Source organism: Myxococcus sp. MH1 (genome assembly GCF_059738865.1).
The window spans coordinates 10,000,401-10,026,879 of the sequence record NZ_AP026947.1; the positions used below are offsets into that span (position 1 = coordinate 10,000,401).

Genomic DNA, 26,479 nt, shown 5'->3' on the forward strand with positions numbered 1-26,479 from the left:
AACGGCGGGGCCCCCCGTCCGCCACCTTCCAGTGGTCGACAATCGTACGTTGGGACAGGCACCCGCAGTGCGAGCCCTCGGACGCCCCCACGCTTCCCGAGTGGATGGGCACCCTGCCCCCAAAGCTCCGCGTACCCCGACTTCAGCCCCACTCCGTGGAAGCTGAAGCACTTCACCGGCTTTCCGGCAGGTGCTTCTCCCTCGGGAAATCCCCGGGAGCAAACGCCAAATTGAGCCGCCGGCCGCTTGCGTGCCCCGAGGTGCGAGGGGTATGAGCTCGGGCACTTTCTGACTCTGCAAATCAATCTCAATAAAACCCAACAAACCAGGAGTCCTGATGAAGTCCCGAGCCTGTGTCCTCGCGCTGGCGGCCGTGTGGCTGGCGGCGTGTGGGTCGGATGTGGAGACCACGCCCGGCGTGCCCGTGGCGCCGTACGTCCAGCTGCACTCGCACGTCTCCGGCGCCAGCGCCGAGAGCGCGCAGGTGAAGCTGCAAGGCTCGGTGAGCGCGCCGGGAAGGCTCGCGGAGCTCACGGCGCGGCTCAACGGCGGCGAGCCGCGCGCGGTGGAGTTCCAGACGAGCACGCCCACGAGCGCGAGCTTCACGCTGGAGCTGACCCTGGAGGAGGGCGACAACGACATCACCCTGGCGGCGGTGGACCAGACGGGCGCGCGCACGGAGCGCACGCTGGCGCTGCGCTTCGACGAGGCGCCGGTGGTCCAGGTCCGCTCGCCCCGCGAGGGCGTGGCCACCACGGTGCGGCGGATGCACGTGGAGTTCACGGCCACGGACAACGTGGCGGTGACCCAGCTTGCGTACACGCTCAACGACGGCAACGAGCAGGCGCTCACGCTGCCGGCCACCGCGGGCGAGCCGGTGTCCTTCGAGGTGACGCCGCGCGCCGGCCGCAACACCGTGGTGCTGCACGCCCGGGACGCGGCGGGCAACGAGACCGAGCAGGCGGTGTCGTTCCACTTCGGCCAGCTTGCCTCGGCCGGCGGCCTGCACAGCGGCGCGCTCAAGAACGGCCGCGTCTACACGTGGGGCCGCAACAACCGGGGCCAGCTGGGCCTGGGGGACGACGTGCGCACGGACCAGACCCAACCCCAGCCGGTGCCGGGCCTGGAGAACGCGACGGCCATCGCCTTCAACCAGAACTTCGCCATGGCGCTGACGGCCGACGGCAGCGTGTGGTCCTGGGGCGAGAACAACGACAGCCAGCTGGGCCTGTCCCCCCCGCCCTCGGGCGAGACGCCGGGCACCCCCGACGTCACCCCGCGCTACGTGGCGACGAGGATTCCCAACCTGACGGGCGCGGTGTCGGTGGCGAACGGCTTCCGCCACGCGCTCATCCTGATGGAGGACGGCACGGTGCAGAGCTTCGGCAACAACGCCAACGGCCAGCTGGGCGACGGCACCACCGTGGCGCGCGGCTACCCGATGCCGGTGCAGGGCCTGACGAACGTGGTGAAGGTGCTGGGCGGCTCCATGCACTCGGTGGCGCTCAAGGCCGACGGCACCGTCTGGGTGTGGGGCCGCAACGACTACGGCAACCTGGGCACGGGCGTGGTGGACGGTGACAGCCACCCGCTGCCTGGCCAGGTCCCGGGAATCACCGACGTGGTGGACATCGCCAACGGCCGCGACCACATCCTCGCGGTGCACAAGGACGGCACCGTGTCCGCGTGGGGCCTGGACGCCACCGGCCAGCTGGGCACGGGCGCGCTCAGCGCGGGCGGCGAGAGCGCCACCCCGGTGAAGGTGAAGGGCGTCACCGACGCGACGGCCGTGTTCGCCAACGGCAACTACAGCTTCGCGCGCCGCGAGGACGGCTCGCTGTTGGGCTGGGGCTCGAACTTCAACGGCCAGCTGGGCATCGGCATCAAGGAGACGAACGAGCTGGAGGCGCGCGCCTCCTCCGGGACGCTGACGCCGCTGACGGCCATGGGCATGGGCGCCACCCACGTCATCGCCGTGCGCGAGGACGGCTCGGTGTTCGCCTGGGGCTGGAACCTCAACGGCTCGCTCGGCCCGGACGGCGTCATCGACCGCTGGTCCTACACCGACCCCATCCCGGTCCCCCTGCCGTGAAGCACGCCGTCGGTCTGGGTCTGTTGTTGGCGCTCCTCGGGGCCGCCGCCGCGTGCGGTGACTCCGGGGCCCCGCCCTCCATCACGCCTCCGGGTGAGCCGCCCCCGGAGCCGCCTCCTCCCGAGCCGCCCCCTCCGCCCCGCTTCGACGTGGTGGAAGCGGGCGAGGACCACCCCGGCGGAGCCACCAGCGTGACGGTGACGGGCGCGGGCGCCTTCACCCAGCCGGCGGCCAACCTCGGCCTGGCCCGGCGCGCGGAGTTCTTCGTGGGCGAGTCCGTCTTCGAGGCGGACTGGGTGCGCGCGCCCAGCACCTCGCAGCAGGACCGGGACGGCCTGGGCCCCCTGTTCCACTCCGTCTCGTGCCTCGCCTGCCACCTGGGCAACGGCCGCGGCCGTCCGCCCGAGGGCGACGAGGTGGCGGACACGCTGCTCGTGCGCCTGTCCATCCCGGGCACCGGCCCCCACGGCGAGCCCGTGCCCGAGCCCACCTATGGAGACCAGCTCCAGCCCCGGGGCATCCCCGGCGTACCCGCGGAGGGACAGGCGCGGGTGGAGTGGACCGAAGTCTCCGGCACCTTCGCGGACGGCGAGCCCTACACGCTCCAGTCCCCCACGCTGGTGCTGACGGACCTGGCCCACGGGCCCCTGTCGGCGGACACGATGATGTCCGCGCGCGTGGCCCAGAACATGGTGGGCCTGGGCCTGCTGGCGGCCATCCCCAACGAGACGCTGCTGGCGTGGGCGGACCCGGACGACGCGGACGGCGACGGCGTGTCCGGCCGGGTCAACCGCGTGTGGAACGGGCGCACGAACCGCGTGGCGCTGGGCCGCTTCGGGTGGAAGGCGAACCAGCCGGACATCGAGCACCAGAACGCGTCCGCGCTGCTGGGCGACCTGGGCCTCACCACCACGCTGTTTCCAAAGGACACGTGCACCCAGGCGCAGGCCGTGTGCCTCGCGGCGCCCCACGGCGGTGAACCCGAGGTGACGGACCGGCAGCTGACGGCGCTCGACTTCTACTCGCACACGGTGGCGCTCCCCACGCGCGCGGGCGTCGACGACGCCCGGGTGCTCCAGGGCAAGGCCGTGTTCCACCGCGTGGGCTGCGCCAGGTGCCACAAGCCGTCGGTCACCACCGGCACGCTGGAGGGCTACCCGGAGCTGTCCGGGCAGCTCATCTGGCCGTACTCGGACCTGTTGCTGCATGACCTGGGAGAGGGGCTCGCGGACGGACGTCCGGACTTCCTCGCCAGCGGCCGCGAGTGGCGCACTCCGCCCTTGTGGGGCCTGGGCCTGACGCGGACGGTGAGCGGACACTCGCGCCTCCTGCATGACGGACGGGCGCGCACGCCGCTGGAGGCCGTGCTGTGGCACGGGGGCGAGGCCGAGTCCTCGCGCGAGCAGGTGAAGGCGCTGTCGCGCGGGGAGCGCGAGGCGCTGGTGGCCTTCCTCGACTCGCTCTGAGTCAGGCGCGGGCGACGGGGGGGCCGCCCAGGGGCAGGCGCACGCGGAACGTGGAGCCCTCGCCGGGCGTGCTGTCCACGGACACCTGACCGCCGTGCGCCTCGACGATGCGGCGCAGGCGGTACAGGCCCAGCCCCAGGCCGCCGTAGTGCCGCACCGGCACCGCGCGCTCGAAGCGGCGGAACAGCCCGTCCACCCGCTCCGGGGAGATGCCGATGCCGTGGTCCTTCACCACCAACGTGGCCGTGGCGTCCTGCTGCTCCAGCGCCACCTCCACGGGGCGGCCCGGGCCGAACTTCATCGCGTTGGACAACAGGTGGCGCACCACCTGCCCCAGCCGGGCGCCGTCCCACCGGCCCGGCGTGGGCGGCATGGGCCCGAGCACCAGCTCACACCCCGCTCTCGCCGCGGCCGGCTCCGAGCGCGTCACCGCGTCGCGCACGACGTTGGACAGGTCCACCACCTCCAGCTGCAGCCTGGGCGGTCCGCCCTGCGCCTGGGACACGTCCAGGAGCGACTCCACCAGGTCCGACATCCGCTGCACCTGACGGTCCGCGGCCTCCAGCGCGCGCTCCAGCCGCGGCGCCGCCTGGGCCGCGCCCAGCATGCGCAGCGCCCCTTGCGCGCCCTGCACCCGCAAGCGCAGCGCGGCCAGGGGCGTTCTCAGCTCGTGCGCCGCCACGCTGAGGAAGTCGTCGCGCACGCGCACCGCCTCGTTCGCCTCGCGGTAGAGCCGCAGCTGCTCCGTCACGTCGCCGATGATGCCCGCCATGCGCACCGGCCGGCCCTGCTCGTCGCGCAGCGCGCGCCCCCGCCCCACGCACGAGCGATAGCCGCCCGTGGCGTGTCGGAGCCGGAAGGCCACGTCGTACGGCGCCCCGCGCTCCAGGTGCTCCGTCATGGCCGCGAGCACGCCGGCGCGGTCCTCCGGGTGGAGCAGCTCCACGAAGGCCTCGTGCGTGCCGGCGAACGTCCCGGGCGTCAGCCCCAGCATCTCCAGGAGGCGCGGGCTCCAGTACAGCGTGCCCCGCCGCAAGTCCCAGTCCCAGATGCCGTCGTAGGAGCCCTCCACCACCAGGCGGAAGCGCTCCTCGCTCTCGCGCGTGCCGCGCTCCGCCTGCTCGAGCAGCCCCACGCGCCGCTCCAGCTGGCGTACCATCCGGTACAGGTGGTCCTCGGTGTTCAGCTCCAGCGCGGGCCCCACCGGCGGCGCGAGCCCCAGCGGCGTGGGCGGCCCGGCCTTCAGCGCGCGCAGCAGCACGCCCACCAGCTCGTCCCCGTCCTGCGCGCGGCGCACGAAGCCGTTGGCGCCCACGTTGTGGGCCATGCGCAAATCCAGCTCGTCCGGCGTCAGCGCGTGCGTGAGGATGACCGGCACGCGCGCGAAGCGCGACTCCTGCCTGAGCGCCATGCACAGCTTGTAGCCGTCCATGCGCGGCATCAGCGCGTCCGCCAGCACCACGTCGGGCCGCCGCCTCCTCGCGACCTCCAGCGCCTGCATCCCGTCGTCCGCGGACACCACCCGGAAGCGGAAGGGCACCATCATCAACTGCAACAGCTTGCGCGACACCGGGTCGTCGTCCGCCACCAGCACCAGCGGCCGCGCCTCCGGGGGACCCTCCTCCGGCACCACGCGTCGGACCTTCTCCACCAGCCCGCCCAGGGACAGGGGCCGCCAGAAGAAGCCGGTGAGCGGCAGCGCCAGCCTGCGCACCACCTCCTCCTCGGCGGGGAAGGCGCGCACGTACAGCCCCACCGACGCCGCCTCCAGCGCGCCGCGGAACGCCTCCAGCGCCTCCCTGCCCGCCGCCAGCACGCCCGCCGCCGCCACCACGAGCAACACCGGCTGCGTCTGCATCAGCGAGGCGGCCGCCGCCACGTCCGCCAGGGCCACGACCTGCCATCCCTGGCTCTCCAGCGCGAGCACCTGGAGCTCCCGGGCCACACTGGCTTCTTCGATGAGCAGGAGACTGGGCTTCGTCACGGCGAGGGGGACCCGGAGACACGAGCAACAGGGCCTGTCGAGGCCCCGACGGAACGACAAAGGCGCAAGTGTGGGCACTCATCGCTCCCAGTCAAGGAGCGCGGGATGGACTGTTCGCCGGTCCAACACCCGCCGTCGCCCTCCAGGCGACCCCAGGGGGCCCTCCCCTCCTCTTCCCAGCGGACGCCTGCGACAAGAACACCTAGGATGCTTTTACAACTCAGATACGAGATGAAGCCCCGCCCGCCACCCCGCCCCCGCGCCACCGCCCGCCCCCCTGCCCCCCGCTCCGCTCAGCCGGGGCCATCGCGACGCGCCCGGGCCCGGCCGCACCCACCCGGTCGCCGTGCTCGGGGCACCGCGTCACCGGTGACTCATGAGTTGCAACTGCACCCTGGAATCACTGGACTCCCGGACACCTCGCCGCGCGCGGGGAGGCCCTGGGACACCTGGCGGAAACTGTCGTGCGCCGGACACCCCCGCGCCGGTTCGCGACGCTGGCGTGGCCACTCCACCGCATCCGGGGTCCACCGACGTCCAGGCGTGACTGACCGGAAGTCGGGAAGCGCGGTGAATCATTACGCACAAGGATTGCACCAGTATCCTGGACTCCTGGTGCTCACTCTCGTATCCAGGAGTCTGGGGGGACCCGGCGGGCAAGCCACTCCAGTCCTCGAGGCCGGACGTCGTACTCCGGGCGAGGTGAAAGTGTCCCGCAGATGGGTTATGCGAAAAGACATCATGGGAGCAAAACGAATCGCCGTGCAGCCGAAGCTCGCTGATTTCCAGGAGAGGATCCGCGCGTCGGGTCTGCGCAGCACCGCGCCCCGCGTGGCGGTGCTCCGGGAGCTGGAGTCGGCCACCGCGCCAATGAGCCACGCCGACCTGGTGGATGCACTGGGTGACGAGGGCTATGACCGGGTGACCATCTACCGCAACCTCACGGACCTCACGGAGGCCGGGCTGGTGGTGCGCGCGGACCTGGGAGACCACGTGTGGCGCTTCGAGCTGCGACGCTCGGGCGACGAGCACAGCGGCAACCACCCGCACTTCACCTGCACCGACTGCGGCACCGTCGCGTGTCTGCCGGAGGAGTCCATCCGCATCGCGTCCTCCAAGGGCGTGCCGCGCGCGGTGGCCCAGAAGAGCGTGGACGTGCAGCTGCGCGGCCTCTGCGACCGCTGCGCCTGAAGGACGTCCCCCGCGCCGCCACGCGCGCTGGCCGGGATGAAACACGAACGCCCGGGCCCTCCCGACTCCTGCAAGAGGGACGGCCCGAGCGTGTGACACGCGGCACGGGCGCTTGCTGGCCCCGTGCCCCTGAGCCGGCGGACTACTGGATGGTGTACGCCACCGTGCCGCTGCAGCTGTTGCTGGAGTAGCAGCCCGCGCGGATGGTGTACGTGCCCGCCGTGGTGGCCGTGTACGAGAAGAACGACAGCGTGCCGCAGGAGTCGTCGTTGCTCGCCACCGACGTGCCCGCCGCGTTGCTCAGCCGCAGGTAGGTGTCACCCGTGCCGGAGGCGCCGCTCACCGAGCAGGTGCCCACGCGAATCGTCTGGCCCGCCGCCAGCGTCACCGCGCGGTTGGTGGTGTTCTGCTGCGCGTTGTTGGTGTTGGACGCGGTGAAGGTGAAGGTGGTGGACGGCGGGGGCTGGGTGGTGCCGCACAGCCGCAGGCTGCCGGCCACCGCGCAGTACGCGTTCACCGCGGGGCGCACGTAGGTGATGTCCTCGCCGCGGCAGCCCGTCTCCGTGCACGTGTTGACGATGCGGCAGCTGCCGCTCGACACGTAGTCCGTCTCGCCGCGCACCAGGATGCCCGCCACCGTGTAGCCGGTGTTCTCGTACACGCCCGAGCCGGAGTTGCCACCGAAGGTGTCCGTGGTCGCGACGAAGTAGTCCAGCGAGCCCGCGCGCGCGTCGCGCACCTTGCCGCCCGAATCAATCTTGAACGGGATGCCGCTGCCCGAGCCGATGACCGTCACGCCCGTGCCCACCGGCAGCGCGGCGTTGCCGGCGCGGATGGGCGCGGGCACGAAGCGCGGCGTGGCGGCGCGGTCCAGCTTGATGATGGCGTAGTCCAGGTTGGGCGTGCCGGAGGTCACCTGGCGCACCACGATGGACTGGCAGGAGAAGATGTCCGCGCTCGTCACCTGCTTGAGCGTGTTGGCCGCCGTCTTGTAGAAGTTGAACACCACGCGCGTGCTGGTGCAGGCCGAGGCGCTGGTGATGCAGTGTCCGGCCGTCAGCACCAGGTCGTCATCGATGAGAGTGCCGGAGCAGAACGCCGGCGTCAGGTCGGTGAGGAAGCGCTGGTTGGAGCACAGGTTGTACGCCGACTGCAGCGTGGACGCGTTGAACGTCACGTTGCCGTTGCTCCCCACCGTGTAGTCGGACGTCGTCATCAGCGCCACGGTGGACTGCTCGGCGCGCTGGCGCAGCGTCGCGTCCGGGTGCGCGTACACGTCCTGGCGGTCGTCGGTGCCGTACACCACCGGCTGCTGCGTGGTGTCCGTCTGGGGCTGCTCCGGCTGCGGCTCGCCCTGCTGCTCCGGCGCCGGACCGCAGGCCGAAATCGTCAGCGCGCACAGCATCGTTCCCAACAGCTTCCTGCCCGCAACTCGAGACATGGTTCGCATGAGGACTGCTCCCTGGAAATGAGCGCCCGCCTGGTAGACGGGTCGCCGCCGCCATCTTCACGGCATCCGGGAATACGAGCAAACCGATATAAAAACTGCTTCCGTGTATCTCGATTAAAGCAACTCCATTGCAAATTCCGCACTCCGGGCGGGCGGTGGAGGGGGCAGGCGTCGGCTGGTGAACCGAGATTCACCCCGCCCGGCCGCCGGAAGCTTCCGTCCTGACACCCGCGGCCCCATGGTTGAGGCGGTGTGGGAGCGAGTCGGCCCCGACCAGGGTGGGGAGAGCCGGTGCAAGCGCTTCAGACACTGCTCGTCGTGGACGACGACCTGGACATCCGGGACGCGCTGCAGGACGCCTTCGAGCTGGAGGGCTACGCGGTGCTGCTGGCCGCGGACGGGCTGGAGGCGCTCGCGCAGCTGCGCCAGCAGGACACGCCGCCGCACCTCATCCTGCTGGACCTGATGATGCCGCGCATGGACGGCTTCGCCTTCCGCGAGGCCTTGCGCCATGACACGGCGCTGGCGGACATCCCCGTCGTCGTGGCCAGCGCGGACCTGCACCTGGAGTCCGCCGCCCGCGAGCTGGACGTGGCCGGATGCCTGCGCAAGCCCCTGGACCTGCACGAGCTGTTGTCCACGGTGAAGCGGCTGAGCCAGGGCGACTGAAGTCGTCCCTGCTTCGCCCGGCTGCCCTGCGGACGGGCCGCCCCTGGGGCCATGCAGGGCGGGTTGGCGGAGGGAGGCAGCCTCCCCACCCTTGCTCCCAGAAGTCATCCAACGGACCCAAGGGAGAGGGACGCTCATATGAAGAAGCTCATCGCCACGTTCGCCATGTGTCTGGGAACCGCCGCCTTCGCGCAGAGCGCACCGGCGCCGTCGCAGACGCAGATTCCCAGCCCGAGCACGCGCGTGGACACGGGCGTGAACGCCACCGACGTGGGCCGCGGCATCAGCGGCGCCACCCGCGAGGCCTCCAACGCGCAAGCGCAGGACAACCTCTTCAAGAAGGAGCACTCGCTGAGCCTCAAGGGCACCTTGAAGAAGGCCGACGACGACAGCGTGAACCTGACGCGCAAGGATTTGCCCGACGCCGAGCTGGACGTGAAGGCCCAGACGGTGGTGATGCTGGACGGCAAGAAGGTGCGGGCCGACCAGATTCCGGAGGGGTCCGAGGTGCGCGCGCGCTTCCAGCTGGACGGTGACAACGCCGTCGCCGTGGAGCTGCGCGCCACCAGCCCCAAGGGCACGGGCGGCTCCGGCGCCGTGGACACCATGAAGAAGGACGCCAAGAAGGCCGGCGACAAGGTGGAGGAGGCCGGCGAGGACGTGAAGCAGGACGTCGACGACGCCGTGCACTGAGTCCGGGCGCCGTCGCCCGAATGACAGTCTCACGGGCCCGCTCCCTTCCGGGGGCGGGCCTGGTCATTTCCAGTGCCACGTCACGCCGCCCGGGTGCCCACGGTGGGAAGCCCGCTTCCCTCTTTCCATGACGGTGCATGTGCGCAAGGGCCGGTACGCCGCTTGCTCCACACCGGGGACGGGAGGAAGCGGTGATTCGACGACTGTTGGGCGCGTGTGTCGGTGTGGCGGTGATGATGACGGCGGTGGCCTGCGACAGCTCGGACGGCACCGGCAAGGGGCCGACGGATGGCGACGTCCAGGCTCCTCCGGATGACGCGGGCACTCCGGACGCGGGGGATGGAGGCACGGACCCGGTGCCCGACGCGGGCAGCGGCGATGGCGGCACGGACCCGGTGCCCGACGCGGGCAGCGGCGATGGCGGCACGGACCCCGTGCCGGACGGCGGCGTGCCCACCACGCCCGAGGGCCCGTGGCCCACGGACGCGCTGACGGACTACTCGTCGAAGTACGGCATCCCCAAGGTCGCCTCGGTGGGCGTGGACGGCGCGCACAACATCTGGGTGCTGGATGGGGACCGCATCGGCGTGCTGCGCGCGGACACGCAGAAGCTCGTGTGGACAAGCCAGCCCGTCGGCCAGGCCAGCCTGGGCTTCGGCTCGGAGCCGCACCAGCTGGCCACCGGCTCCACCGTCATCTGCGGCGGCAAGGCGGGCGAGGCGTATGTGGGCTACCTCACGTACGACAACGTGCCGGGAGGCCAGCGCATCGCCGGCCGGGGCGAGGCCGACTTCGACGAGGCGCGCTACTTCGAGTTCCAGAAGGGCGACATGGACCTGGTGCAGCTCAACGGCGACGGCACGGACATCGTGCTGCGCGAGCACCTGTACCGCTCGGTGGGCACCAGCCGTCCCAGCCGCAACGAGGCCATCGGCATCCGCAACAGCAACGACTTCCACTACGACGAGGACCGCTCCGTCCTGTCCTGCATGCGGGTCATGAAGGGCCCGTACGAGGGTGAGGTCTATATCGGCACCAACCACGGCGTGACGCGCATCCGCGACCTCGAGTACAGCAGCCACCGCCACCCGGCCTGGTGGCTGCTCACCCGGACGCCGCACCCGACGGACCCGAACCAGGAGGTCGTCAAGGAGTCGCAGCGCGCGGGCTTCACCTACGGCCTGGGCTACTCGCAGGCCGGCGAGCTGCTCATCGCCAACGACTGGAAGATTGGAATCCTCCCGCCCAACAAGGAGCTCAAGTGGTGGGACCGGGAGAAGCCCGAGGCGGGCATCCCCGAGGGCACGGAGCTGTCCATCTACCGGCTCAACACCTTCGTGGACCCCGTCAACCCGGGCCCCGAGGACAGGCGCTGGGAGGTCGCCCCGCAGAACCGCTGGCGCGGCTTCCAGCAGACGACGGACGGCCTGTACTACGTGGCCGGGCTCGGCAGCGGCCTGTGGCAGTTCAAGGCCGAGCCCACGCGGCACGACCCGACCAAGAGCGCGGACACCGACTACGTCCGCATCGACGGCGCGGGCACGGACCGCTACACCGCGCTGGCGGCCACCGACGACGGCTCGCTCTTCGTGGGCACCGAGGGACGCGGCCTGTGGCGCCTGACGCCGCAGAAGCAGCTGGAGAAGGTCCCGGGCGTGGGCGGCTCCAAGGTGCAGCAGCTGGTCTACGACCCGCGCGTGACGCCCAGCGCGCTGTACGTCCTGGTCGACGGCAAGGTGTACGTGCTGCGCGGGCACTGAAGACGCGCTGGAGCGTGAGGCCGTGACGGCGGGCGCCTTCCGGACACTCCGGGGGCGCCCGCTGGCGCTTTCGCGCAAGTCAGCGGGCCCGGCTCGCCGAGGCGCCCTGCGCGGTGGCCGCGCGGGGCTGGGTGGGCAGCCGCAGGATGAAGGTGGAGCCCTGACCCTGCGCGGAGCGCACGGTGATGCTGCCGCCCATGGCCTCCACGATTTGGCGGGTGATGTAGAGCCCCAGGCCCAGGCCGCCGTAGTGGCGCTCGGAGACGGCGCGCTCGAACTTGCCGAACAGCCGCGCCATGCCGTCCTCGGAGATGCCGATGCCGTGGTCCTTCACGGCCAGCACCGCCATCGTGCCCTCGCCCACCAGCGACACCTCCACCGGGCGGCCCGCGCCGTACTTGGCCGCGTTGGAGAGCAGGTTCACCAGCACCTGCTCCACGCGCAGCGGATCCCACTGCCCGGGCAGCGTGCCGGAGACGTGCACGGACAATTCGCAGCCGGCGCGGGCGAACTCCTCCGAGAAGGCGTCCACCATCTGCCGCACCACCTGCACCAGGTCCAGCTCGCGCGGCTCCAGGCTCAGCTTGCCCGCCGCCACGCGCGACACGTCCAGCAGCGTGTTCACCAGGCTGCCCAGCCGCGACAGCTGCCGCTCCAGCACCTGGCCCCGGGGCGCCAGCTCCTGGCCCAGCGCGGGCTGCGCGCCCGCCACCTGACGCAGCAGGAGCTGCAGGTGCAACCGCATGCTGGTCAGGGGCGTCCTGAGCTCGTGGGCGGCCACGCTGAGGAACTCGTCGCGGGCGCGCACCGCCTCCTGCGTCTCGCGCAGGGCCTGCTCGCGCACGGCGCGCTCCCGGGCCGCGCCCGCGTCACGCTGGGCCTCCACGCGGCGGCGCTCGGTGAGGTCCTCCACGTAGAGGCACGCGGCGATGACCACGCCGTCGCGGCGCACCGGGTGGTAGCTGGCGCGGAAGACGCGCGTGCGCTCCACGCCGCCGCCCGGCTCGCGGTGGATGATTTCGACGCCGTCCAGCGGCTCGCCCGTCTCCAGCACGCGGCGCACGCGGCGCGAGGTGTCGCCGAGCGAGGAGTGGGGGTTCATCACCTCGTCCATGTGGCGCCCGAGGTGGGCCTCGCGCGGCCGGCCGTTGAGGGCCGCGAGCGTCTCGCTGACCTCCACGAAGCGCAGCTCCCGGTCCACCACCGCCATGCCCACGGGCATGGTGGACATCAGGTCCGCGAGGCAGACGGCGCCCGGACCGAGCGATGCATTCCGCGGTCTCTCACCGGCTGGCATCGTCACATCCGGGCCGAGATCAGGGGCCACTCCAAGCCGGGGGCTCATCGTCCTCGGCTGTGTACCAACGTCGCTGGACGCCGTCACCGCTCGCCCCCTGGCCGTGTGTCCAATGGTGGAAGAAAGCTCCCACGCTCGTCCGGAATCTTCCTCGAATCCTTGGGGTTTTTCCCTCACCCCGTGAGCCGGCCGACAGGAGGGCAGGCGTGCGCGGGACACCTGCTTCAACCCACCTCCCCTGGCTTCGTAGAATCGCCGTCCCTCCCCGGCCCGGAAAGGAACCGCACCGCATGCGCTTGAGACGTCTGGCCCGCCGTCGCCCCGCCTCCCCGTCCAGTGAGTCCCCCCTGGAGCCCGTCGCCGGAGGACGCAACGAGGTGGTGGCCTGGAGCGGCGCGGACCCACTGCGTCCCGAGCGACGCCTGCGCTGGAGGGACCACTTCTCCCTCACGGAGAACCTGCTCCACCTGCCGCACCTGACGGGCCACCATGACGGCCTGCGCGTGGCGCAGCTGTCCGACGTGCACGTGGGTCAGGCCACCAGCGACGTGCGCATCCGCCGCGCGGTGGAGGCCGTCAACGCGGAGGCCCCGGACCTGGTCTTCCTCACCGGCGACTACGTCACCCACAGCCCCAAGCCCCTGCCCCGCGTGCGCGACGTGCTCAGCGGCCTCAGGGGCCAGGTCTTCGTGGTGCTGGGCAACCATGACCACCAGGTGAACGCGCCCTACCTGCGCGAGAGCTTCGAGCGGCTGGGCTACACCGTCCTGCAGAACGAGCACCGCGTGGTGCACGTGAAGGGCGCCCCGGTGACGGTGCTGGGCGTGGACGACGGGCGCACGGGCCGCGACGACGTGGAGGCCACGTTCCGGGGCGCGCCGGAGTCCGGCACGCGGCTGGTGCTGGCCCACACGCCGCCCACGGTGGACAAGCTGCCGGCGCACGCGGGCCTGGTGCAGTTCTCCGGGCACACGCACGGCGGCCAGTTCATCGTGCAGGGGCTGACGGAGGCCATCTTCCGCCGCGCGGGGCAGCCCTACATCCGCGGCCACTACCACGTGAATGGCAACCAGCTGTACGTGAACCGGGGCCTGGGCTTCGGCTTCGGCGGGCCGTACCTGCGCCGGGGCAGCGAGCCGGAGGTCGCGTTCTTCACCCTGCGGGCCCAGGCGCACGTGGCCGTGGCCAGCTGAGCGGGGCTCTTGAGCGCGCGCGGGCCCGAGAGCCTTCGCGCGCTCAGTGCCTCAAGGGCGAGCCCAGCCGTCCACCGCCCAGGCCGCTCTCCTGCCGTCCTCCGCGCCGGAGGCTGAAGGGGCCCGAGCCGAAGTAGACGATGAAGAGCGCGCCTCCCGCCATGGAGAGGTTCTTCATGAAGTGGATGAGCTGATCCTGCGCCTGCACCGGGTCCGCGACGAGCCAGAAGCGGTGGACCATGAAGGCGGCCGTCACCAGGAAGATGGCGATGGCCGCGGCCCCCAGGCGCGCGAGCACACCGAGCAGCACCGACAGCCCCCCGAGCACCAGCGCCGCGCCGGACACCAGCACCGCCCAGCGGGGCTCGGGCACGCCCGCGTTCTGGGCCACGGTCGTCAGCGCGTCGAGCTGGATGAAGTGGTTCAAGCCGCTGGTGATGAAGATGGCTGAGAACAGCAATCGAGCAAGCGGCACGAGCACTCCCATTGGATGGCCTCCTGTGTCCCACCAACGCCGGGGCGTGGAAGTCATTCTCAACCTGCCCATGACTTCCCGCGGGGCAGCCGGCGCCCGGCCTCCTGCCTGCCCTCCTTCGTGCCCTGGGGGCCGCCGCCTTGTGTCCCGGACAGCTGCGACAACACGCCACACGCGGGGGGCGGGCCGGGGGCGTAGGGTGCTCCTCGTCGTGAAAGCCCCACTCTCCCTCCTGTCCTCCCTGCTGGGCGCGGTGCTGGCCCTCGCGCCCGTGTCGTCCGCCTGGGCGTGTGCCACCTGTGCGTGTGGCGACCCCACGCTCATGTCCATGGGCACCGAGCAGCCGTTCTCGGGCCGGCTGCGCTTCTCCTCCACCCTGCGGGGCTGGGGGCACACGGTGGGACAGGACCACGTGGACGCGCTCCGGCTGCGCGAGGCGCGCATGGACGTGGCGGTGGCGTACGCCCCCCTGCCGTGGCTGTTCCTGTCGGCGACGCTGCCCCTGCAGGCGCGCGAGGTGCGCTCGGTGAGCCTGGCGCGCGAGCGGGGCTGGGGCGTGGGCGACGTGGAGCTGACGGCGAAGGCGTTCCTGTACCAGGACCGCGCGTTCTCCGCGGACCACCTCTTCAGTGTGCTCGTCGGCGTGAAGCTGCCCACCGCGCCGAAGCTGCGGCTGGAGGACGGGACGCTGATGGACCTGGACACGCAGCTGGGCAGCGGCTCGGTGGACCCGCTGGCGGGGCTCGCGTACCAGCACTTCCGGGGGAGCTGGTCGTTCCTGGTGAGCGCCACGGGCTTCCTCCCGACGCGCGGCATCCTGGGCTACCGGGCGGGCGCGTCGGTGCGCACGACGATGGCCGCGCAGTACCAGCCGGCGGAGCGGTGGGCCCTGCGGCTGGGGCTCGACGGGCGCATCGAGGCGGCGGCGGACATCGACGGCGAGAAGGAGGAGAACGGCGGGGGCGTCATCGGATATGCATCTCCCGACATCCTCTTCAGTCCTCGGATGGACCTGGTGGTGGCCGCGGGTGTGCGGGTCCCCTTCTTCAACCGGCTCCGCGGTCGCGTGGCGCCCACTCCCATCGCGATGCTGTCCGTCGCGTACGACCTCTGACGCCATGGCCTCTGTCGTGAAGCCGTTCGTGCTGCTCGTGTGTCTCACCGGCTGTGGCGGCGGGGAGCGCATCGAGGGGATGCAGTTGAGCCTGGGGCTCACCACGGGCCGAGCGCGGAGCGTCCCGGAGGCGGCGGGGGCTCGCACGCTCGTCACGGACGAGGGAGCTCGCGCCACGCTCGCCAGGGCACTCGTCACGCTGGGCAGCGTGGAGCTGTTCAGGTGCGAGGAGACGGGCCTGCGTCAATGGCTGCGGGCGCTGTCGCCGGTGGGCACGGCGTGGGCGCACTCGACGACGAACGCGCTGCGGCTGGGCACGCCGCACGTGGTGTCCCTGGGTGAGTCGGACGGCGCGGTGGTGGCGCTCGGGGTGCTGCATCCTCCGCCGGGGCGCTACTGCCGGGCGCGGCTGACCTTCGAGCCGGCGGACTCGGACGCGGAGGGCCTGGGCGCGGCGCTCCAGGGCGCGCGGCCGGTGGACATGCTGGGGTTGAGCCTGCATGTCCGCGGGACGCTCGAGGACGGTGAGGCGCGCGACTTCGAGTTCGAGACGCGCGGGCGCTCGTCGGTGGACGTGGTGTTGGATGGGGTGGAGCTGTCGGAGGCCTCGCCGAGGGCGGAGCGGGTCTTCACACTGGCGTGGGATTCGTGGCTGGATGGCGTGGGCCCCGGCGAGTCGCCGCGCAACGTGGACATGCTGGGCAACGTGGCCCGGTCCGCCTCGCTGCAACCTCCTGTCGTGCCATGACGCCTCCTGTCGCCAACGAGCCCGCCTCTCGCGCCCGCATCAACCTGGAGTGGCTCTTGCGGCTGCGCTGGGGCCTGCTGCTCGGGCAGGCGCTGGTCATCGCGCTGGCGGCGTACGGGCTGGAGCTGGCGCTGCCGGTGGCGGTGCTGGCGGGGCTGTTGGGGCTGGAGGCCGCGACGAACGTGGCGGTGCGCGCGTGGCTCGGCCGGGCTCGGGTGAGCGAGGCCACCATCGGCAAGCTGATGTTGTGGGACACGCTGGTGCTCACGGGCCTGCTGGCGCTCAGTGGAGGGACGCACAACCCCTTCACGACGCTGTACCTGGTGAACGTGGCGCTGGGCACGGTGCTGCTGCCGGCGCGGTGGATGTGGGGCCTGTTGGGCTTCACGTTGACGGCGTTCGGCTCGCTGTTCGTGTTGCAGGACGTGGAGCTGGTGCCGGGGCTGTCGCGTCCGGACCACGCGGCGCTGATGCGGCTGCACCTGAACGGCATGTGGGTGGCGTTCGCGGTGGCGGCGGGCTTCATCGTGTACTTCGTGCAGCGGGTGACGCGGGCGCTGGAGGAGCGCGAGGAGGAGCTGGCGCAGGCGCGCGTGCAGCATGCGCGGCGGGAGAAGGTGGCCTCGCTGGCGACGCTGGCGGCGGGCGCGGCGCACGAGCTGTCGACGCCGCTGTCGACCATCGCGGTGGTGTCGAAGGAAGTGGAGCGGGCGCTGGCGTCGGCGGGGACATCCGAGGCGGTGCGTGAGGACTTGAGGCTCATCCGGCAGCAGGTGGACCGCTGCCGCGACGTGCTGGTGCAGATGTCCGCGGACGCGGGGCAGACGACGGGCGAGGCCTTCCATCCGATGGCGCTGGGCAGGCTGGTGGAGGACTCGCTGGCGGAGCTGGCGGGGGTGGAGCGGGTGAAGGTGGAGCTGCCGACGGCGCTGAGCGGGCGGTGGGTGCAGGGGCCGCCGCGCGCGCTGGCGCGGGTGGTGCGCGGGTTGGTGAAGAACGCGCTGCAGGCGTCGCCTCCGTCGAAGGCGGTGGAGCTGCGGGTGGTGGAGGGCCAGGGCGGCGCGCGGTTGGAGGTGCGCGACGGTGGCGCGGGGATGCCCGCGGACGTGCTCGCGCGCGCGGGTGAGCCTTTCTTCACGACGAAGGCGCCGGGCGAGGGCATGGGCCTGGGGTTGTTCCTGGCGCGCACGCTGGCGGAGCAGCTCGGGGGGTCGCTGGAGCTGCGCTCCACGCCGGGACAGGGCACGGTGGCGAGCCTGGCGCTTCCGCTCGGTGCGCCCGTCGTCACGGAGGTGGCGTCATGAGCACCACGGTGGGTGATGGCCACCACCCGAGCCTCCTGCTCGTGGACGACGACGCGACGCTGCGCGAGCGGCTCGCGCGGGCGTTTCGGGAGCGCGGCTGGGAGGTGACGACGGCGGGCGACTACGACGAGGCGCTGGCCGCGGCGAAGCGCGAGTCCCCCGAGTACGCGGTGGTGGACCTGCGCATGCCCGGACGCAGCGGGCTGGAGGTGGTCAAGGACCTGCTCGCCGTGGACGCGTCCACCAAGGCCATCGTGCTCACGGGCTATGGGAGCATCGCCACCACGGTGGATGCCATCCGCCTGGGCGCGGTGAACTACCTGCCCAAGCCCGCGGATGTGGACGACATCCTCGCGGCCTTCGCGCGGGCCAGCGGTGAGCCCTCGCTCGCCGCGCCCGAAACCTTCGAGGCACCGTCACTCGCGCGAGCGGAGTGGGAGCACATCCACCGCGTGCTCGCGGACTGCGCGGGCAACATCTCCGAGGCCTCGCGCAAGCTCGGCATCCACCGCCGCTCGCTCCAGCGCAAGCTGCAGAAGTACCCGCCCGCGCGCTGACGCGCCTCACACGCGACGCGAGCTCGGCCCTCCAGCACAAGCCGCAGAAGTACCCGCCCGCACGCTGACGCGCCTCACACGCGACGCGGGCCCGGTCCCTGGCCGCGCGCCAAGAAGGCGCAGCTCAAGCCCGACGTGGCCAGGAGCGCATCAGCCCGCGCTCACGGATACGTCACGCTGAACGTCACCGGCCCCTTCAGGTACTTCAAGCCCTCGGAGGAGCGGCACCCCTTCTCCACGTCGGCCGTCAGGTACGTGGTGGTCCGCACCGCGGTGGCGCCCTGGAACTTGCCCGACAGCACCTTCCCCGTCTGCGTCACCAGCGTCGTCGCCTCCTGCACGGACACGTGGGACTGCCCCATCAACACCGTGGACGTCTCCGCCGTGTTCCACGTCACCACCTGCCGGCCCGCCCCCGCGCGCGACAGGTCCGCGCACGACAGCCCCCGCACCAGGCTGGGCGTCTCCGAGCCCAGCGTCGCCGACGTCACCGCCGAGCCCAGCACCGTCACGCACCCGCTCACGCTCGCCAGGAACGACACCTCGCTGTCCCCCGGCTCCCCCTTGAGCCCCGTGCCGTACTTCGCCTCGCCCAGCCCGAGCGGACAGGTGATGAGCACCTTCTCCAACGGACGCTCGAGCGTCATCCCGCTCCCTCCGGTGCCCTCCATCAGCGGCCCCGCCGCCTGACGCCCCTCCCCTCCACAGGCCAGCACCCCGAGCAGCAACACCGCGCACGCCGACGTCCCACGCATGTGCATCCCCCCTGATTCAAGTCACGGTGCGGATGAGCTCGAGCGTCGCCGGTCCGCTCAACCAGATGAGCCCGCCCGGTGAGTCACAGCCCTTCTCGATGTCCGCGTTCAGGTACGTCACCGTCAGGATGGCCATCGACTCCAGGAAGGCCCCCGACTCCACCGTGCCCGTCAGCGTGAAGACCGTCAGCGGCCCCTGCGCCAGCTCCCGCGATTGGCTGAACACCAACGTGGACGTCTCCCCCGTGTTCCACCGCACCACCTGCCGCACCGTCCGGGGCGTCAGCAGGTCCGCGCACGAGTAGCCCGCCAGCAGGCTCGACTCGAGCGGCAGGCTCGCGGACTTCACCCCGGACGCCGGAATCGTCACGCAGTTGCTCAACGTGGTGGCCCCCGCCACCGTCACGTCCTTCGCCCCCTCCGACAGCCCCGGCAGGTACGACGCCTGGCTCACCCCCACCGGGCACGTGACGACCACGCTCCCCAGCTCGCTCTTCGCGCTCGGCTCGGCGACGGCGGCGGCCACCTGTTCCCGGGACGCCCCCCGCTCCTCCTCCCCGCTCCCCGCCGACACATCGAAGGTCGACGTGAGGGCGAGCGCGGAGAGAAGCACCATCACCGCCGCCAACAGACTTCTGCGCATGGCCACCACTCCCGACTTCGCGTTGCTCCCCCAGATAGGAAGCCCGCCCCGGCAAGCCCATCCGGCCCCACGCCCAAGCGACGCTGACGGACGCTCACACCACCCCGCGGACACGGCCCGGTGTGCGCCACCCACCACCCCGACTGTCCACCGCCCGGAACTTTCCCGGTGACCCCCTCCACGACCAACCCGGGCGCATCGGCGCGTATAGCGGCGGGGGCCATTCCACGCGGCTTTTCCCTGACCCGCCCGGTCAGCGGGAGCGCGCGCAAAGACAGCCATGAAACTCACCACCGCACTCTCCGTTGGAGTCCTGTCCACGTTCGTCTGGAGCGCGCCCGCGCTCGCGGAGACGTCCGTCGTGGACCTCATCTCACCGTCGCGCTGCACGCTCAGCGGCGGCCGGCTCACCCGCTGCGCCATTCCCACGCAGACGCTGAACGCCACGCCGTTCACCAGCGCCGTGCCGCTGCGCACCACCGTGCGGCGCGTGCTCACCGGCAACTGCTCCACCCAGTACCCGCTGGAGGTGACGCTCACGCCGCCGGGCAACGCCGGCACCCGCTACACCTTCCTGGGCACCCCGGAGCTCGTCCTGAGGGACCTGGACCGCGAGCTCATCGCCTCGCTGGAGCTGAAGGACTCCTCGCCGTGGACGAACGCGGCCGCGTTCAACGAGACGTGCCGCGTGTCGCTCAACATCACCTGGAACGAGGTGGACGTGGACTCCGCCGCCCAGGCGCAGTCCATCCTCCAGGGCCTGCAAAGCACGCTCGCCACCAAGGTGGCGCAGCGCGAGCACCTGGCCAGCCTGGTCGAGTACAGCGCCGCCTTCGACTACATGAAGACGCTGTCCAACAGCTTCCTCGTGGACCTCAACAACGAGACGGCGCACGCGCTGCACGTCCAGGCGCTGGAGGCCGGCCCCGTCATCTTCCAGGCGGCCATGGGCTGCGGCGGCGTGCTCACCCCCGAGGAGAGCATCACCCTCACCAACTTCTACTTCGTGCTCGGCTCGCTGGGCGACCCCACGAAGTACCACCACCCGGACGGCTCGCCCAAGACGCTCGAGGAGCTCATCGGCCCCGCGGCGCTGCCCGTCATCCAGAAGCTCTCCCAGCTCTCCGCGGCCGGCGCCAAGGAGCAGTACCAGGCGCAGTACCTGGTCGCCGCCCAGGAGGCCGCCGCCGCCCAGGCCCAGGTCGACCTGGCCACCGCGCAGCTGGCCCCCTGGCTCAACCCCTGACCCCTCTTTTCCCAGGACAACACCCTCATGAAGACCTTCATCCAGAGCCTGTGCACCCTGCTGTTCCTCGGCGCCACCGCGTGCGGCGCCCCCTCCTCCACCGACGTCTCCGACGACACGGGCGCGTCGCTCGACACCACCGAGCAGCAGGCGCGCTGCGAGACGTGTCCGGGCGGCGGCGGCGGAGGCGGCGAGGAGGACCCGCCGCCGCCCATCATCGTGCACGGCTATGAAATCGACCTGCCGCTGTTCAGGCCGTCGATGCTGCCCGCGGGCTGGTGCTACGTCTACGTCGAGGCAGGTGGACACATCTGGCCGTGCAACGGCGCGGGCAAGGCCACCATGGACTGGCTCGGCGGCAACACCGTGTTCCACGCGAGCCGGGACAGCTGGTACCAGGAGGAGGTCTTCTATTACAGCCGGCTGATGACGCAGCTGCCCGCCACGGACGGCTTCGTGCCCATGGCGCAGACGATGGGCTACTACAGCCACCCGCAGGACCTCCCGGGCCTGGTGCGAGGCTCGGTGGAGCTGCTCGTCCCCAACCAGTGGCCGCTGCCCGGTGCCGCCACCAGCGAAATCACGCTCGCCCTGCAGGTGCAGGAGAACGGCGCCTGGGTGAACAAGGCGACCAGCCACATCGCCATCACAAACCTGCGCCAGATGCATGAGCTCCAGGCCGTCGTGTATCCGAATCAGGAGGTGCGCTTCGTGGTGAGCGGCAAGGCCCGCGCGGACCACGAGATGCGCTACCTGCTGTGGAAGGTCCGGATGTTCGGCGCCCAGTGCTACCCGGACTTCGCCAACGGCGGCGCCTGCCTCTAGGCCGTCTCCCCATATTCCGAACCTCGGAGTCACACCATGTCGAGAAGACCCGCGAGGACTCGCGTCCTCGGTTCGCTACTGCTTTGCCTGGGGGCCGCCGGCTGCGGCACCGACGCGAGCACGCCGCCCGCCGTCGAGTCCCAGGCCCCCTCCACGCCCACCGCCCAGGAGCAATCCCTGTCGACCAGCGACGTCTGCGTCCAGATGTTCTTCTGGGGCAGGGACCGCAAGCTGTGCAAGCCCCTGGGCACCAGCATCGACACCCTCCTCTCCGACTTCCGCCCCCTGCAGGAGGCCATGTGCAACCAGGAGCAGAACGCCGAGCTGCGGCAGCAGTGCCTCGGCAAGTCGCCCTACGTCTTCGTCCCGAAGGGCAACCCCGCCGCGCCGCTCCAGTGGATTGCCGACGTGGAGAGCGTGCAGTCCTACTTCCGGCTGTCGATGGGCGCCTCCATGACCATCTACGAGGAGAGCCTGTCGAAGATGGCGGACCTCGCCTCGGAGATGACCGGCCCGTCCGAGGAGGAGCTCAAGCGGCGGCGCACGCGCATCACCGAGCGCCGGGGACAGCTGGGTGAGAAGCTCAAGGCGCGCGCGGCCGCCGAGCAGGGCACCGCCAAGGCGGACCTGGCCGAGCAGCGCGAGCTGCTCTCCGCCTACGAGGCCACCTTCAACGCCTATCACTCCGCCGTGCAGGCCCTGGCGCCCGCCATCACCGACGTCTACGAGGACTTCGTCACCTACCGCGGCACGGAGGCCGCCGTCTTCGCGCAGCTCGAGGACATCGCCCAGCGCGCCTCCACCTCGACCATCGCCCAGATGGGCCCCCTGCAGTTGGAGCTGGTGACGCTCGCCCGCACCGAGAGCCAGCGGCCCCAGGAGCTCTGGATGGAGTCGCGCCGGCTGGGCAACGCGCTGTCGCAGCTCCAGACGCTGCACCAGGCGAGGCTCGCGCACTACGCGGACTTCATCACCCGGCACGCCATCCCCCAGGTGAACCTCACGGAGCGCTCCGGCGTCATCCTCAACAACATCGCCGGCTACTCGGACGCGCGCTACGCCCGCGTCGCGGAGGTGGTGAAGAAGCTCTTGCAGGGCCTGACGGCGCGTCAGACGGCGCTCGTGGCGGCCCAGGCGGACCTGGCCACGCGCCAGACGATGGCCAACGCGGCCACGCTGAAGGCGTCCCAGGAGTTCCTCGCCAGCGCCAACGCGCGCACCACCGCGCTGTGGCAGCTGCCGCCCCGCAGCCAGACGCTCAACCTGTTCTTCCTGGCCACCAAGCACGTGGACTTCGAGAGCATCCTCCAGTTGGAGCCCCTGTGCCTCCACGTGGGCCCCAACGCCACGGGCTGGATGGAGTCGGGCTGCATCGCGCTCCGGCGCCAGTTCACCAGCGCGCGCAACTACCTCAACACGACGCTGCCCAACATGGTGCGGCTCAACGTCACCCAGATGCGCCGCGCCGGTGTCACCGAGGCGCTCCTGGTGGACGTGGAGACCCACCTCAACAACGGCAACCTGCGCCAGGCCGTGCTCTCGCACGACGTCGCGCTGCGCGCCTCGGACCTGTGAGGACCCCACCCATGAGACCATTCCTGTCACGGGCCCTGGCCCTGCTGCTCGCGGGCACGGCCCTGGCGCCCGACGACGCGGACGCCACCTACCGCAACTACGCCATCGCCTGGAAGTCCACGTCCTTCCGCAGCCAGGGGAGCTGCCAGGTCACGACCGGGCTGGCGCAGGAGGGCCAGGCGAACTTCTCCGTCAACGCCGTCCCCCTGCCCACGTACACCGCGCCGAACCGCTACGTGCTCTACGGCAACGGCGACGACTCCAACATCTTCACGGCGGGCTTCAACGCCACGCTGCTGCGCTGGGGCGCGAACCACTTCTACTTCGGCGCCGCCGTCACCGGCTCCACGCAGACGTGTGTCATCGCGGATGACTTCGTCACGCTGGAGACGGGCGGCCTGTCGGCCCGCCCCCTCTTCATGGTCAAGCGCCGGGGCACCCACTTCGAGGGCGAGTCCTCGGTGATGCTCGACCTGAAGGAGATCAACCCCGGGCTGTCGGCGAACCTGGAGCGGCTGGAGCAGACGCTGCACGACCGCAAGGCGCAGCTGCTCAGCCTCGGCGGCGACCTCGCCGCCGCGCAGGCGGAGCTGGACCGGCTCGCCGAGCTGAAGGCGGAGATCGACGAGCTGTCCAAGCGCCCGCTCGACTCCATCACCGAGGCGGACCTCAACGACATCCTCTCGCGCTACGGCGACATCGACCCGCGCGTGCGCGGCGCGCTCCAGCAGCTGCTCCGGGACTTGAAGAAGGACCTGGAGGCGCTGCGCACGGAGCTGACGCGCATCATGGACGAGTTCCGCGGGCAGCTGGGCGGGCTGGATGACTGGCTCGCGGGCACGCCGCCGCCGAGCGGCCCGGACCTGGGCGACTCCGGCACCTACCAGCCGGGCAAGGACGCCGAGGACATCCCGGACGTGGAGCTGCCGGACCTCAACGTGCCCGACGACTTCGACCCGGACAACGACCCGTACCTCGCCTACGCGCAGCAGGTGCTCCAGCAACTGGAGACGACGCGGCAGAACGGCGCGGTGGTCAACCGCTCGGGCTTCATGAGCATCACCCGCTCCTGGCGCCAGAACCAGGACATCTTCGAGAAGGCCATCCAGGGCCGCGGCTCGGCGGTGTCCCAGGAGGAGGTGGGCGCGTTCATCAACGCCCGCACCCTGGTGCTGAACACGGTGCGGCAGCACATGGACGAGGAGGGCTGGTTCCTCGACACGCCGGTGCGCCCGTCCACGAAGGCGCTCATCGAGTACCTGCGCGGACGCGCGGACACCCGCAACCAGGCGGACGGGCTGCAGGCCAACCTCAACCTCTGGCAGGGCGCTTCGCCCACCGCGCAGCAGGACGCCATCCTGGAGACGCTCGACGGTCTGCGCGGCGGCTGGCAGGCGGTGGAGAACGGCGCGATGGCCGAGGACCCGAACATCATCACGCGGCTGTTCGGCATCGGCGAGGAGGCCCAGGTCATCATCAAGGAGGTGGCGTTCTTCGGCCTGGCGCTGACGCCGGTCGGCGACTTCATCGACCTGTGCGAGGTGGTCACCGGCTGGGAGCACTGCATCCCCGGCGGCAGGCGGCTCGAGGTGGGGGAGCGCATGTTCTCCGGCCTGGGCCTCATCGTCGGCAGCGGCAAGTTCTGGCGCGGCGTGGCCGACGCCGTGGCGCCCCTGGGCAAGGCCATCGCCAACGAGTGCGAGACGCTCATCCGGGCCTGGAACGACCTCCCCGACAACTTCACCCGCATGCACATGGTGCAGGCGCTGGGGCCCCAGGCCATCCCCCACGTGGGCGGGCTGACCGGCAAGGAAGTCAAACGCATCATGGTCAACGTGGGCGAGGAGCACGTCAGCAAGCTCGCCCAGCTCCTCAAGAAGAAGGGCCTGCGGGAGCTGGAGGAGATGAGCATGCTCAGCCTCCCCGCGCTCAAGCGCCAGTACGCCCTGACGCATGGCCAGGCGGTCAAGGCGCTGGGCACCATGCCCGGCAAGACGGTGGCGGAGCTCAAGACGCGGCTGCAGCAATTGAACTTCACGGAGCTGGCTCCGGCGGGGTCCGGCAACTGGGTCCACGTGGATGGCTCCGTCGTCCGCATCCAAGCGGCCACCCCCTCCCGGCCCGCCTATTTCCGACGGGAGATCGCCGACCCCGCGGGCAACATCAACCGGGATGCCATCGTGGCCAAGGTGACGGGCGCCAAGAAGTTCGACGACGACGGGTATCCCATCGACGAGGACGTCTTCAGTCCGCCCGAGTGGACGGACTCGGCGGGCGCCATGCTCCAGGTCCGCAACTGGTTCGCCGCGACGATGAACGTGCGCCCCGACGAGGTGCTGAGCAAGTACCCCGACGCCATCAACGAGCTGGAGAAGGTCTGGATGAAGCAGACGCACTTCGACCTGCTGCCGTAGTGCGATGATGAATCCCCGGGCCATCCGTGACACACCACGGGTGGCCCGGGGCCTTCGTGTCTCTTGTATCGGGAGTCCGCCGAATGACGCAGGTCCTCCGTTCCGACAATGGCCCGCGCTGGATTCAGCGCTCCCGGCTGGGCACGCCCGCGCCCGGCCCCGTCGAGTTCCAGCAGGTCGCCTTCTCCTCCGACGGAGAGCTGCTGGTGGCGCTGGAGCAGAAGGGCGGCGAGCGGCTGCGCTGGTGGCGCTGGCGGGAGGAGCGGCAGCTGGGCGAGGTCACCGTCTCCCAAGGCGTGGCGGTGCAGGCGCTGCCCTCGCTCGGCGGCCTCGCGGTGACGGACGCGCGCTTCCAGGTCGGGCTGTACTCGCTGGAGGACGGCCGGCCGCTGCGGCTGAGCCGCGTACCGGACTACGAGGTGCGCGGGCTGGAGGTGAGCCCCGACGGCACCCGGCTGGCGATGCACGACCTCACCGGCAGCGTGCTGTTGTGGGACACGCGGACCTGGACGTCGCTCGGTCAGCTCCAGGGGCCCCAGCAGGAGGTCGCCAGGCTCGCGTTCTCGCCGGACGGGCGGCTGCTGGCCGCCGCCTGCCTGCGCGGCCACGTCGTCGTCTGGGACGTGGCGAGCGGCAATCCCATCCTCGTGCACGTGGAGGCCGACGAGCAGTTCGTCTCGGTCGCCTTCCACCCCGCGGGCACGGAGCTGGTCGCCACGACGACCGGCCCGCGCATCCAGCGCTTCCGCCTGAGCGACGGGGGCCTCGCCGGGACGCTCCGGGGCCCGGTGGCGGGCTCGAGCCAGGCGACCTTCAGCCCCGACGGCGGACTGCTCACCGTCACCCGGTACGGCTTCAGCGTGCTCGACGCGCGGACGAGCACGCGCGTGTTCCGCCACGAGGTGGACAACGACTTCTACGCCGCCAACGCGGCCTTCAGCCCGGACGGCACCGTCATCGCGTGGGGCGAGGACGACGGCACCGTGGGCCTGTGGGGCCTGCCTCCGGAGCCACGCTGAACATGGCCC

Annotated in this window: 22 protein-coding genes; 16 read left to right on the top strand and 6 right to left on the bottom strand. The window is 71.3% G+C overall.

The features are described 5' to 3' along the window. Positions 1-337 precede the first annotated feature (337 nt). Both AC6JA9_RS39615 and AC6JA9_RS39620 read left to right on the top strand, forming a co-directional pair. Complete coding sequence (locus AC6JA9_RS39615) at positions 338-2,092, top strand: RCC1 domain-containing protein (protein ID WP_497958688.1); 1,755 nt, start codon at positions 338-340, stop codon at positions 2,090-2,092. After that, positions 2,089-3,558: a di-heme oxidoreductase family protein gene (locus AC6JA9_RS39620; RefSeq protein ID WP_223783936.1), complete on the top strand. Its 1,470-nt coding sequence runs from the start codon at positions 2,089-2,091 to the stop codon at positions 3,556-3,558. Before AC6JA9_RS39615 ends, AC6JA9_RS39620 begins: the two co-directional genes overlap by 4 nt. A gap of 1 nt (position 3,559) precedes the next feature. On the opposite strand, the gene AC6JA9_RS39625 is transcribed toward AC6JA9_RS39620, so the two are convergent. Then, entirely contained in the window at positions 3,560-5,542 is a 1,983-nt protein-coding gene (locus AC6JA9_RS39625) for a hybrid sensor histidine kinase/response regulator (protein ID WP_497958689.1), read from the bottom strand. A 741-nt stretch (positions 5,543-6,283) separates the two neighbouring features. Here AC6JA9_RS39625 and AC6JA9_RS39630 point away from each other — a divergent pair. Further along, positions 6,284-6,733: a Fur family transcriptional regulator gene (locus AC6JA9_RS39630; RefSeq protein ID WP_141332778.1), complete on the top strand. Its 450-nt coding sequence runs from the start codon at positions 6,284-6,286 to the stop codon at positions 6,731-6,733. 142 nt (positions 6,734-6,875) lie between these two features. Here the strand turns inward: AC6JA9_RS39630 and AC6JA9_RS39635 are convergent, their stop codons facing one another. Further along, positions 6,876-8,183, bottom strand: coding sequence for a trypsin-like serine peptidase (locus tag AC6JA9_RS39635; protein WP_141332777.1), 1,308 nt, complete (start codon positions 8,181-8,183; stop codon positions 6,876-6,878). A 291-nt stretch (positions 8,184-8,474) separates the two neighbouring features. On the opposite strand from AC6JA9_RS39635, the gene AC6JA9_RS39640 reads away from it, so the two are divergent. From AC6JA9_RS39640 to AC6JA9_RS39650, 3 genes are all read left to right on the top strand, one after another. Then, complete coding sequence (locus AC6JA9_RS39640; RefSeq protein WP_046716766.1) at positions 8,475-8,852, top strand: response regulator; 378 nt, start codon at positions 8,475-8,477, stop codon at positions 8,850-8,852. Between the two features lie 138 nt (positions 8,853-8,990). Next, positions 8,991-9,545: a hypothetical protein gene (locus AC6JA9_RS39645; RefSeq protein ID WP_267699050.1), complete on the top strand. Its 555-nt coding sequence runs from the start codon at positions 8,991-8,993 to the stop codon at positions 9,543-9,545. A gap of 191 nt (positions 9,546-9,736) precedes the next feature. Then, entirely contained in the window at positions 9,737-11,305 is a 1,569-nt protein-coding gene (locus tag AC6JA9_RS39650) for a hypothetical protein (RefSeq protein WP_497958690.1), read from the top strand. Between the two features lie 79 nt (positions 11,306-11,384). Here the strand turns inward: AC6JA9_RS39650 and AC6JA9_RS39655 are convergent, their stop codons facing one another. Then, positions 11,385-12,536, bottom strand: a complete 1,152-nt coding sequence (locus AC6JA9_RS39655) for a sensor histidine kinase (RefSeq protein ID WP_223783932.1) — start codon at positions 12,534-12,536, stop codon at positions 11,385-11,387. 356 nt (positions 12,537-12,892) lie between these two features. On the opposite strand from AC6JA9_RS39655, the gene AC6JA9_RS39660 reads away from it, so the two are divergent. Beyond that, the gene (locus AC6JA9_RS39660) at positions 12,893-13,795 is read left to right on the top strand and encodes a metallophosphoesterase (RefSeq protein ID WP_223783931.1); all 903 of its coding nucleotides are present in this window, start codon (positions 12,893-12,895) and stop codon (positions 13,793-13,795) included. Between the two features lie 43 nt (positions 13,796-13,838). Here AC6JA9_RS39660 and AC6JA9_RS39665 read toward each other — a convergent pair whose 3' ends face one another. Further along, on the bottom strand, positions 13,839-14,282 hold the full coding sequence (locus AC6JA9_RS39665) for a DoxX family protein (RefSeq protein WP_046716769.1): 444 nt from the start codon (positions 14,280-14,282) through the stop codon (positions 13,839-13,841). A 199-nt stretch (positions 14,283-14,481) separates the two neighbouring features. Between AC6JA9_RS39665 and AC6JA9_RS39670 the strand changes: the two genes are divergently transcribed. The 4 genes from AC6JA9_RS39670 to AC6JA9_RS39685 are packed head-to-tail and all read left to right on the top strand — an operon-like array spanning position 14,482 to position 17,993. Further along, complete coding sequence (locus tag AC6JA9_RS39670) at positions 14,482-15,384, top strand: transporter (protein WP_267699048.1); 903 nt, start codon at positions 14,482-14,484, stop codon at positions 15,382-15,384. Positions 15,385-15,388: 4 nt separating this feature from the next. Then, positions 15,389-16,132 (top strand): hypothetical protein, encoded by a 744-nt coding sequence (locus AC6JA9_RS39675; RefSeq protein WP_223751918.1) that lies wholly within the window; start codon positions 15,389-15,391, stop codon positions 16,130-16,132. Continuing rightward, positions 16,129-17,436, top strand: coding sequence for an ATP-binding protein (locus tag AC6JA9_RS39680; protein WP_497958691.1), 1,308 nt, complete (start codon positions 16,129-16,131; stop codon positions 17,434-17,436). Before AC6JA9_RS39675 ends, AC6JA9_RS39680 begins: the two co-directional genes overlap by 4 nt. Continuing rightward, a complete protein-coding gene (locus AC6JA9_RS39685) occupies positions 17,433-17,993 on the top strand; it encodes a response regulator transcription factor (RefSeq protein WP_223751920.1) in 561 nt (186 codons plus the stop codon). Before AC6JA9_RS39680 ends, AC6JA9_RS39685 begins: the two co-directional genes overlap by 4 nt. Before the next feature lie 161 nt (positions 17,994-18,154). On the opposite strand, the gene AC6JA9_RS39690 is transcribed toward AC6JA9_RS39685, so the two are convergent. Further along, positions 18,155-18,748: a hypothetical protein gene (locus AC6JA9_RS39690; protein ID WP_223751921.1), complete on the bottom strand. Its 594-nt coding sequence runs from the start codon at positions 18,746-18,748 to the stop codon at positions 18,155-18,157. A 16-nt stretch (positions 18,749-18,764) separates the two neighbouring features. Continuing rightward, the gene (locus AC6JA9_RS39695) at positions 18,765-19,391 is read right to left on the bottom strand and encodes a hypothetical protein (RefSeq protein ID WP_223751922.1); all 627 of its coding nucleotides are present in this window, start codon (positions 19,389-19,391) and stop codon (positions 18,765-18,767) included. Between the two features lie 280 nt (positions 19,392-19,671). On the opposite strand from AC6JA9_RS39695, the gene AC6JA9_RS39700 reads away from it, so the two are divergent. From AC6JA9_RS39700 to AC6JA9_RS39720, 5 genes are all read left to right on the top strand, one after another. Then, entirely contained in the window at positions 19,672-20,637 is a 966-nt protein-coding gene (locus AC6JA9_RS39700) for a hypothetical protein (protein WP_223751923.1), read from the top strand. Positions 20,638-20,664: 27 nt separating this feature from the next. After that, positions 20,665-21,462, top strand: a complete 798-nt coding sequence (locus AC6JA9_RS39705) for a hypothetical protein (protein WP_497958692.1) — start codon at positions 20,665-20,667, stop codon at positions 21,460-21,462. A gap of 36 nt (positions 21,463-21,498) precedes the next feature. Then, entirely contained in the window at positions 21,499-23,037 is a 1,539-nt protein-coding gene (locus AC6JA9_RS39710) for a hypothetical protein (protein WP_223783926.1), read from the top strand. An 11-nt stretch (positions 23,038-23,048) separates the two neighbouring features. Next, positions 23,049-25,451 carry a hypothetical protein gene (locus AC6JA9_RS39715; protein WP_223751926.1) on the top strand — a complete coding sequence of 801 codons (2,403 nt, stop codon included), beginning with the start codon at positions 23,049-23,051 and terminating at the stop codon, positions 25,449-25,451. An 83-nt stretch (positions 25,452-25,534) separates the two neighbouring features. Beyond that, on the top strand, positions 25,535-26,470 hold the full coding sequence (locus AC6JA9_RS39720; RefSeq protein WP_267699043.1) for a WD40 repeat domain-containing protein: 936 nt from the start codon (positions 25,535-25,537) through the stop codon (positions 26,468-26,470). The last annotated feature ends 9 nt before the right edge of the window (positions 26,471-26,479 follow it).

Coding starts and splice junctions, on each gene's coding strand:
- AC6JA9_RS39615 (WP_497958688.1), top strand. CDS start 338: ATGAAGTCCCGAGCCTGTGTCCTCGCGCTGGCGGCCGTGTGGCTGGCG.
- AC6JA9_RS39630 (WP_141332778.1), top strand. CDS start 6,284: ATGGGAGCAAAACGAATCGCCGTGCAGCCGAAGCTCGCTGATTTCCAG.
- AC6JA9_RS39635 (WP_141332777.1), bottom strand. CDS start 8,183: ATGCGAACCATGTCTCGAGTTGCGGGCAGGAAGCTGTTGGGAACGATG.
- AC6JA9_RS39645 (WP_267699050.1), top strand. CDS start 8,991: ATGAAGAAGCTCATCGCCACGTTCGCCATGTGTCTGGGAACCGCCGCC.
- AC6JA9_RS39655 (WP_223783932.1), bottom strand. CDS start 12,536: ATGTCCACCATGCCCGTGGGCATGGCGGTGGTGGACCGGGAGCTGCGC.
- AC6JA9_RS39660 (WP_223783931.1), top strand. CDS start 12,893: ATGCGCTTGAGACGTCTGGCCCGCCGTCGCCCCGCCTCCCCGTCCAGT.
- AC6JA9_RS39665 (WP_046716769.1), bottom strand. CDS start 14,282: ATGGGAGTGCTCGTGCCGCTTGCTCGATTGCTGTTCTCAGCCATCTTC.
- AC6JA9_RS39675 (WP_223751918.1), top strand. CDS start 15,389: ATGGCCTCTGTCGTGAAGCCGTTCGTGCTGCTCGTGTGTCTCACCGGC.
- AC6JA9_RS39680 (WP_497958691.1), top strand. CDS start 16,129: ATGACGCCTCCTGTCGCCAACGAGCCCGCCTCTCGCGCCCGCATCAAC.
- AC6JA9_RS39685 (WP_223751920.1), top strand. CDS start 17,433: ATGAGCACCACGGTGGGTGATGGCCACCACCCGAGCCTCCTGCTCGTG.
- AC6JA9_RS39690 (WP_223751921.1), bottom strand. CDS start 18,748: ATGCGTGGGACGTCGGCGTGCGCGGTGTTGCTGCTCGGGGTGCTGGCC.
- AC6JA9_RS39695 (WP_223751922.1), bottom strand. CDS start 19,391: ATGCGCAGAAGTCTGTTGGCGGCGGTGATGGTGCTTCTCTCCGCGCTC.
- AC6JA9_RS39700 (WP_223751923.1), top strand. CDS start 19,672: ATGAAACTCACCACCGCACTCTCCGTTGGAGTCCTGTCCACGTTCGTC.
- AC6JA9_RS39705 (WP_497958692.1), top strand. CDS start 20,665: ATGAAGACCTTCATCCAGAGCCTGTGCACCCTGCTGTTCCTCGGCGCC.
- AC6JA9_RS39710 (WP_223783926.1), top strand. CDS start 21,499: ATGTCGAGAAGACCCGCGAGGACTCGCGTCCTCGGTTCGCTACTGCTT.
- AC6JA9_RS39715 (WP_223751926.1), top strand. CDS start 23,049: ATGAGACCATTCCTGTCACGGGCCCTGGCCCTGCTGCTCGCGGGCACG.
- AC6JA9_RS39720 (WP_267699043.1), top strand. CDS start 25,535: ATGACGCAGGTCCTCCGTTCCGACAATGGCCCGCGCTGGATTCAGCGC.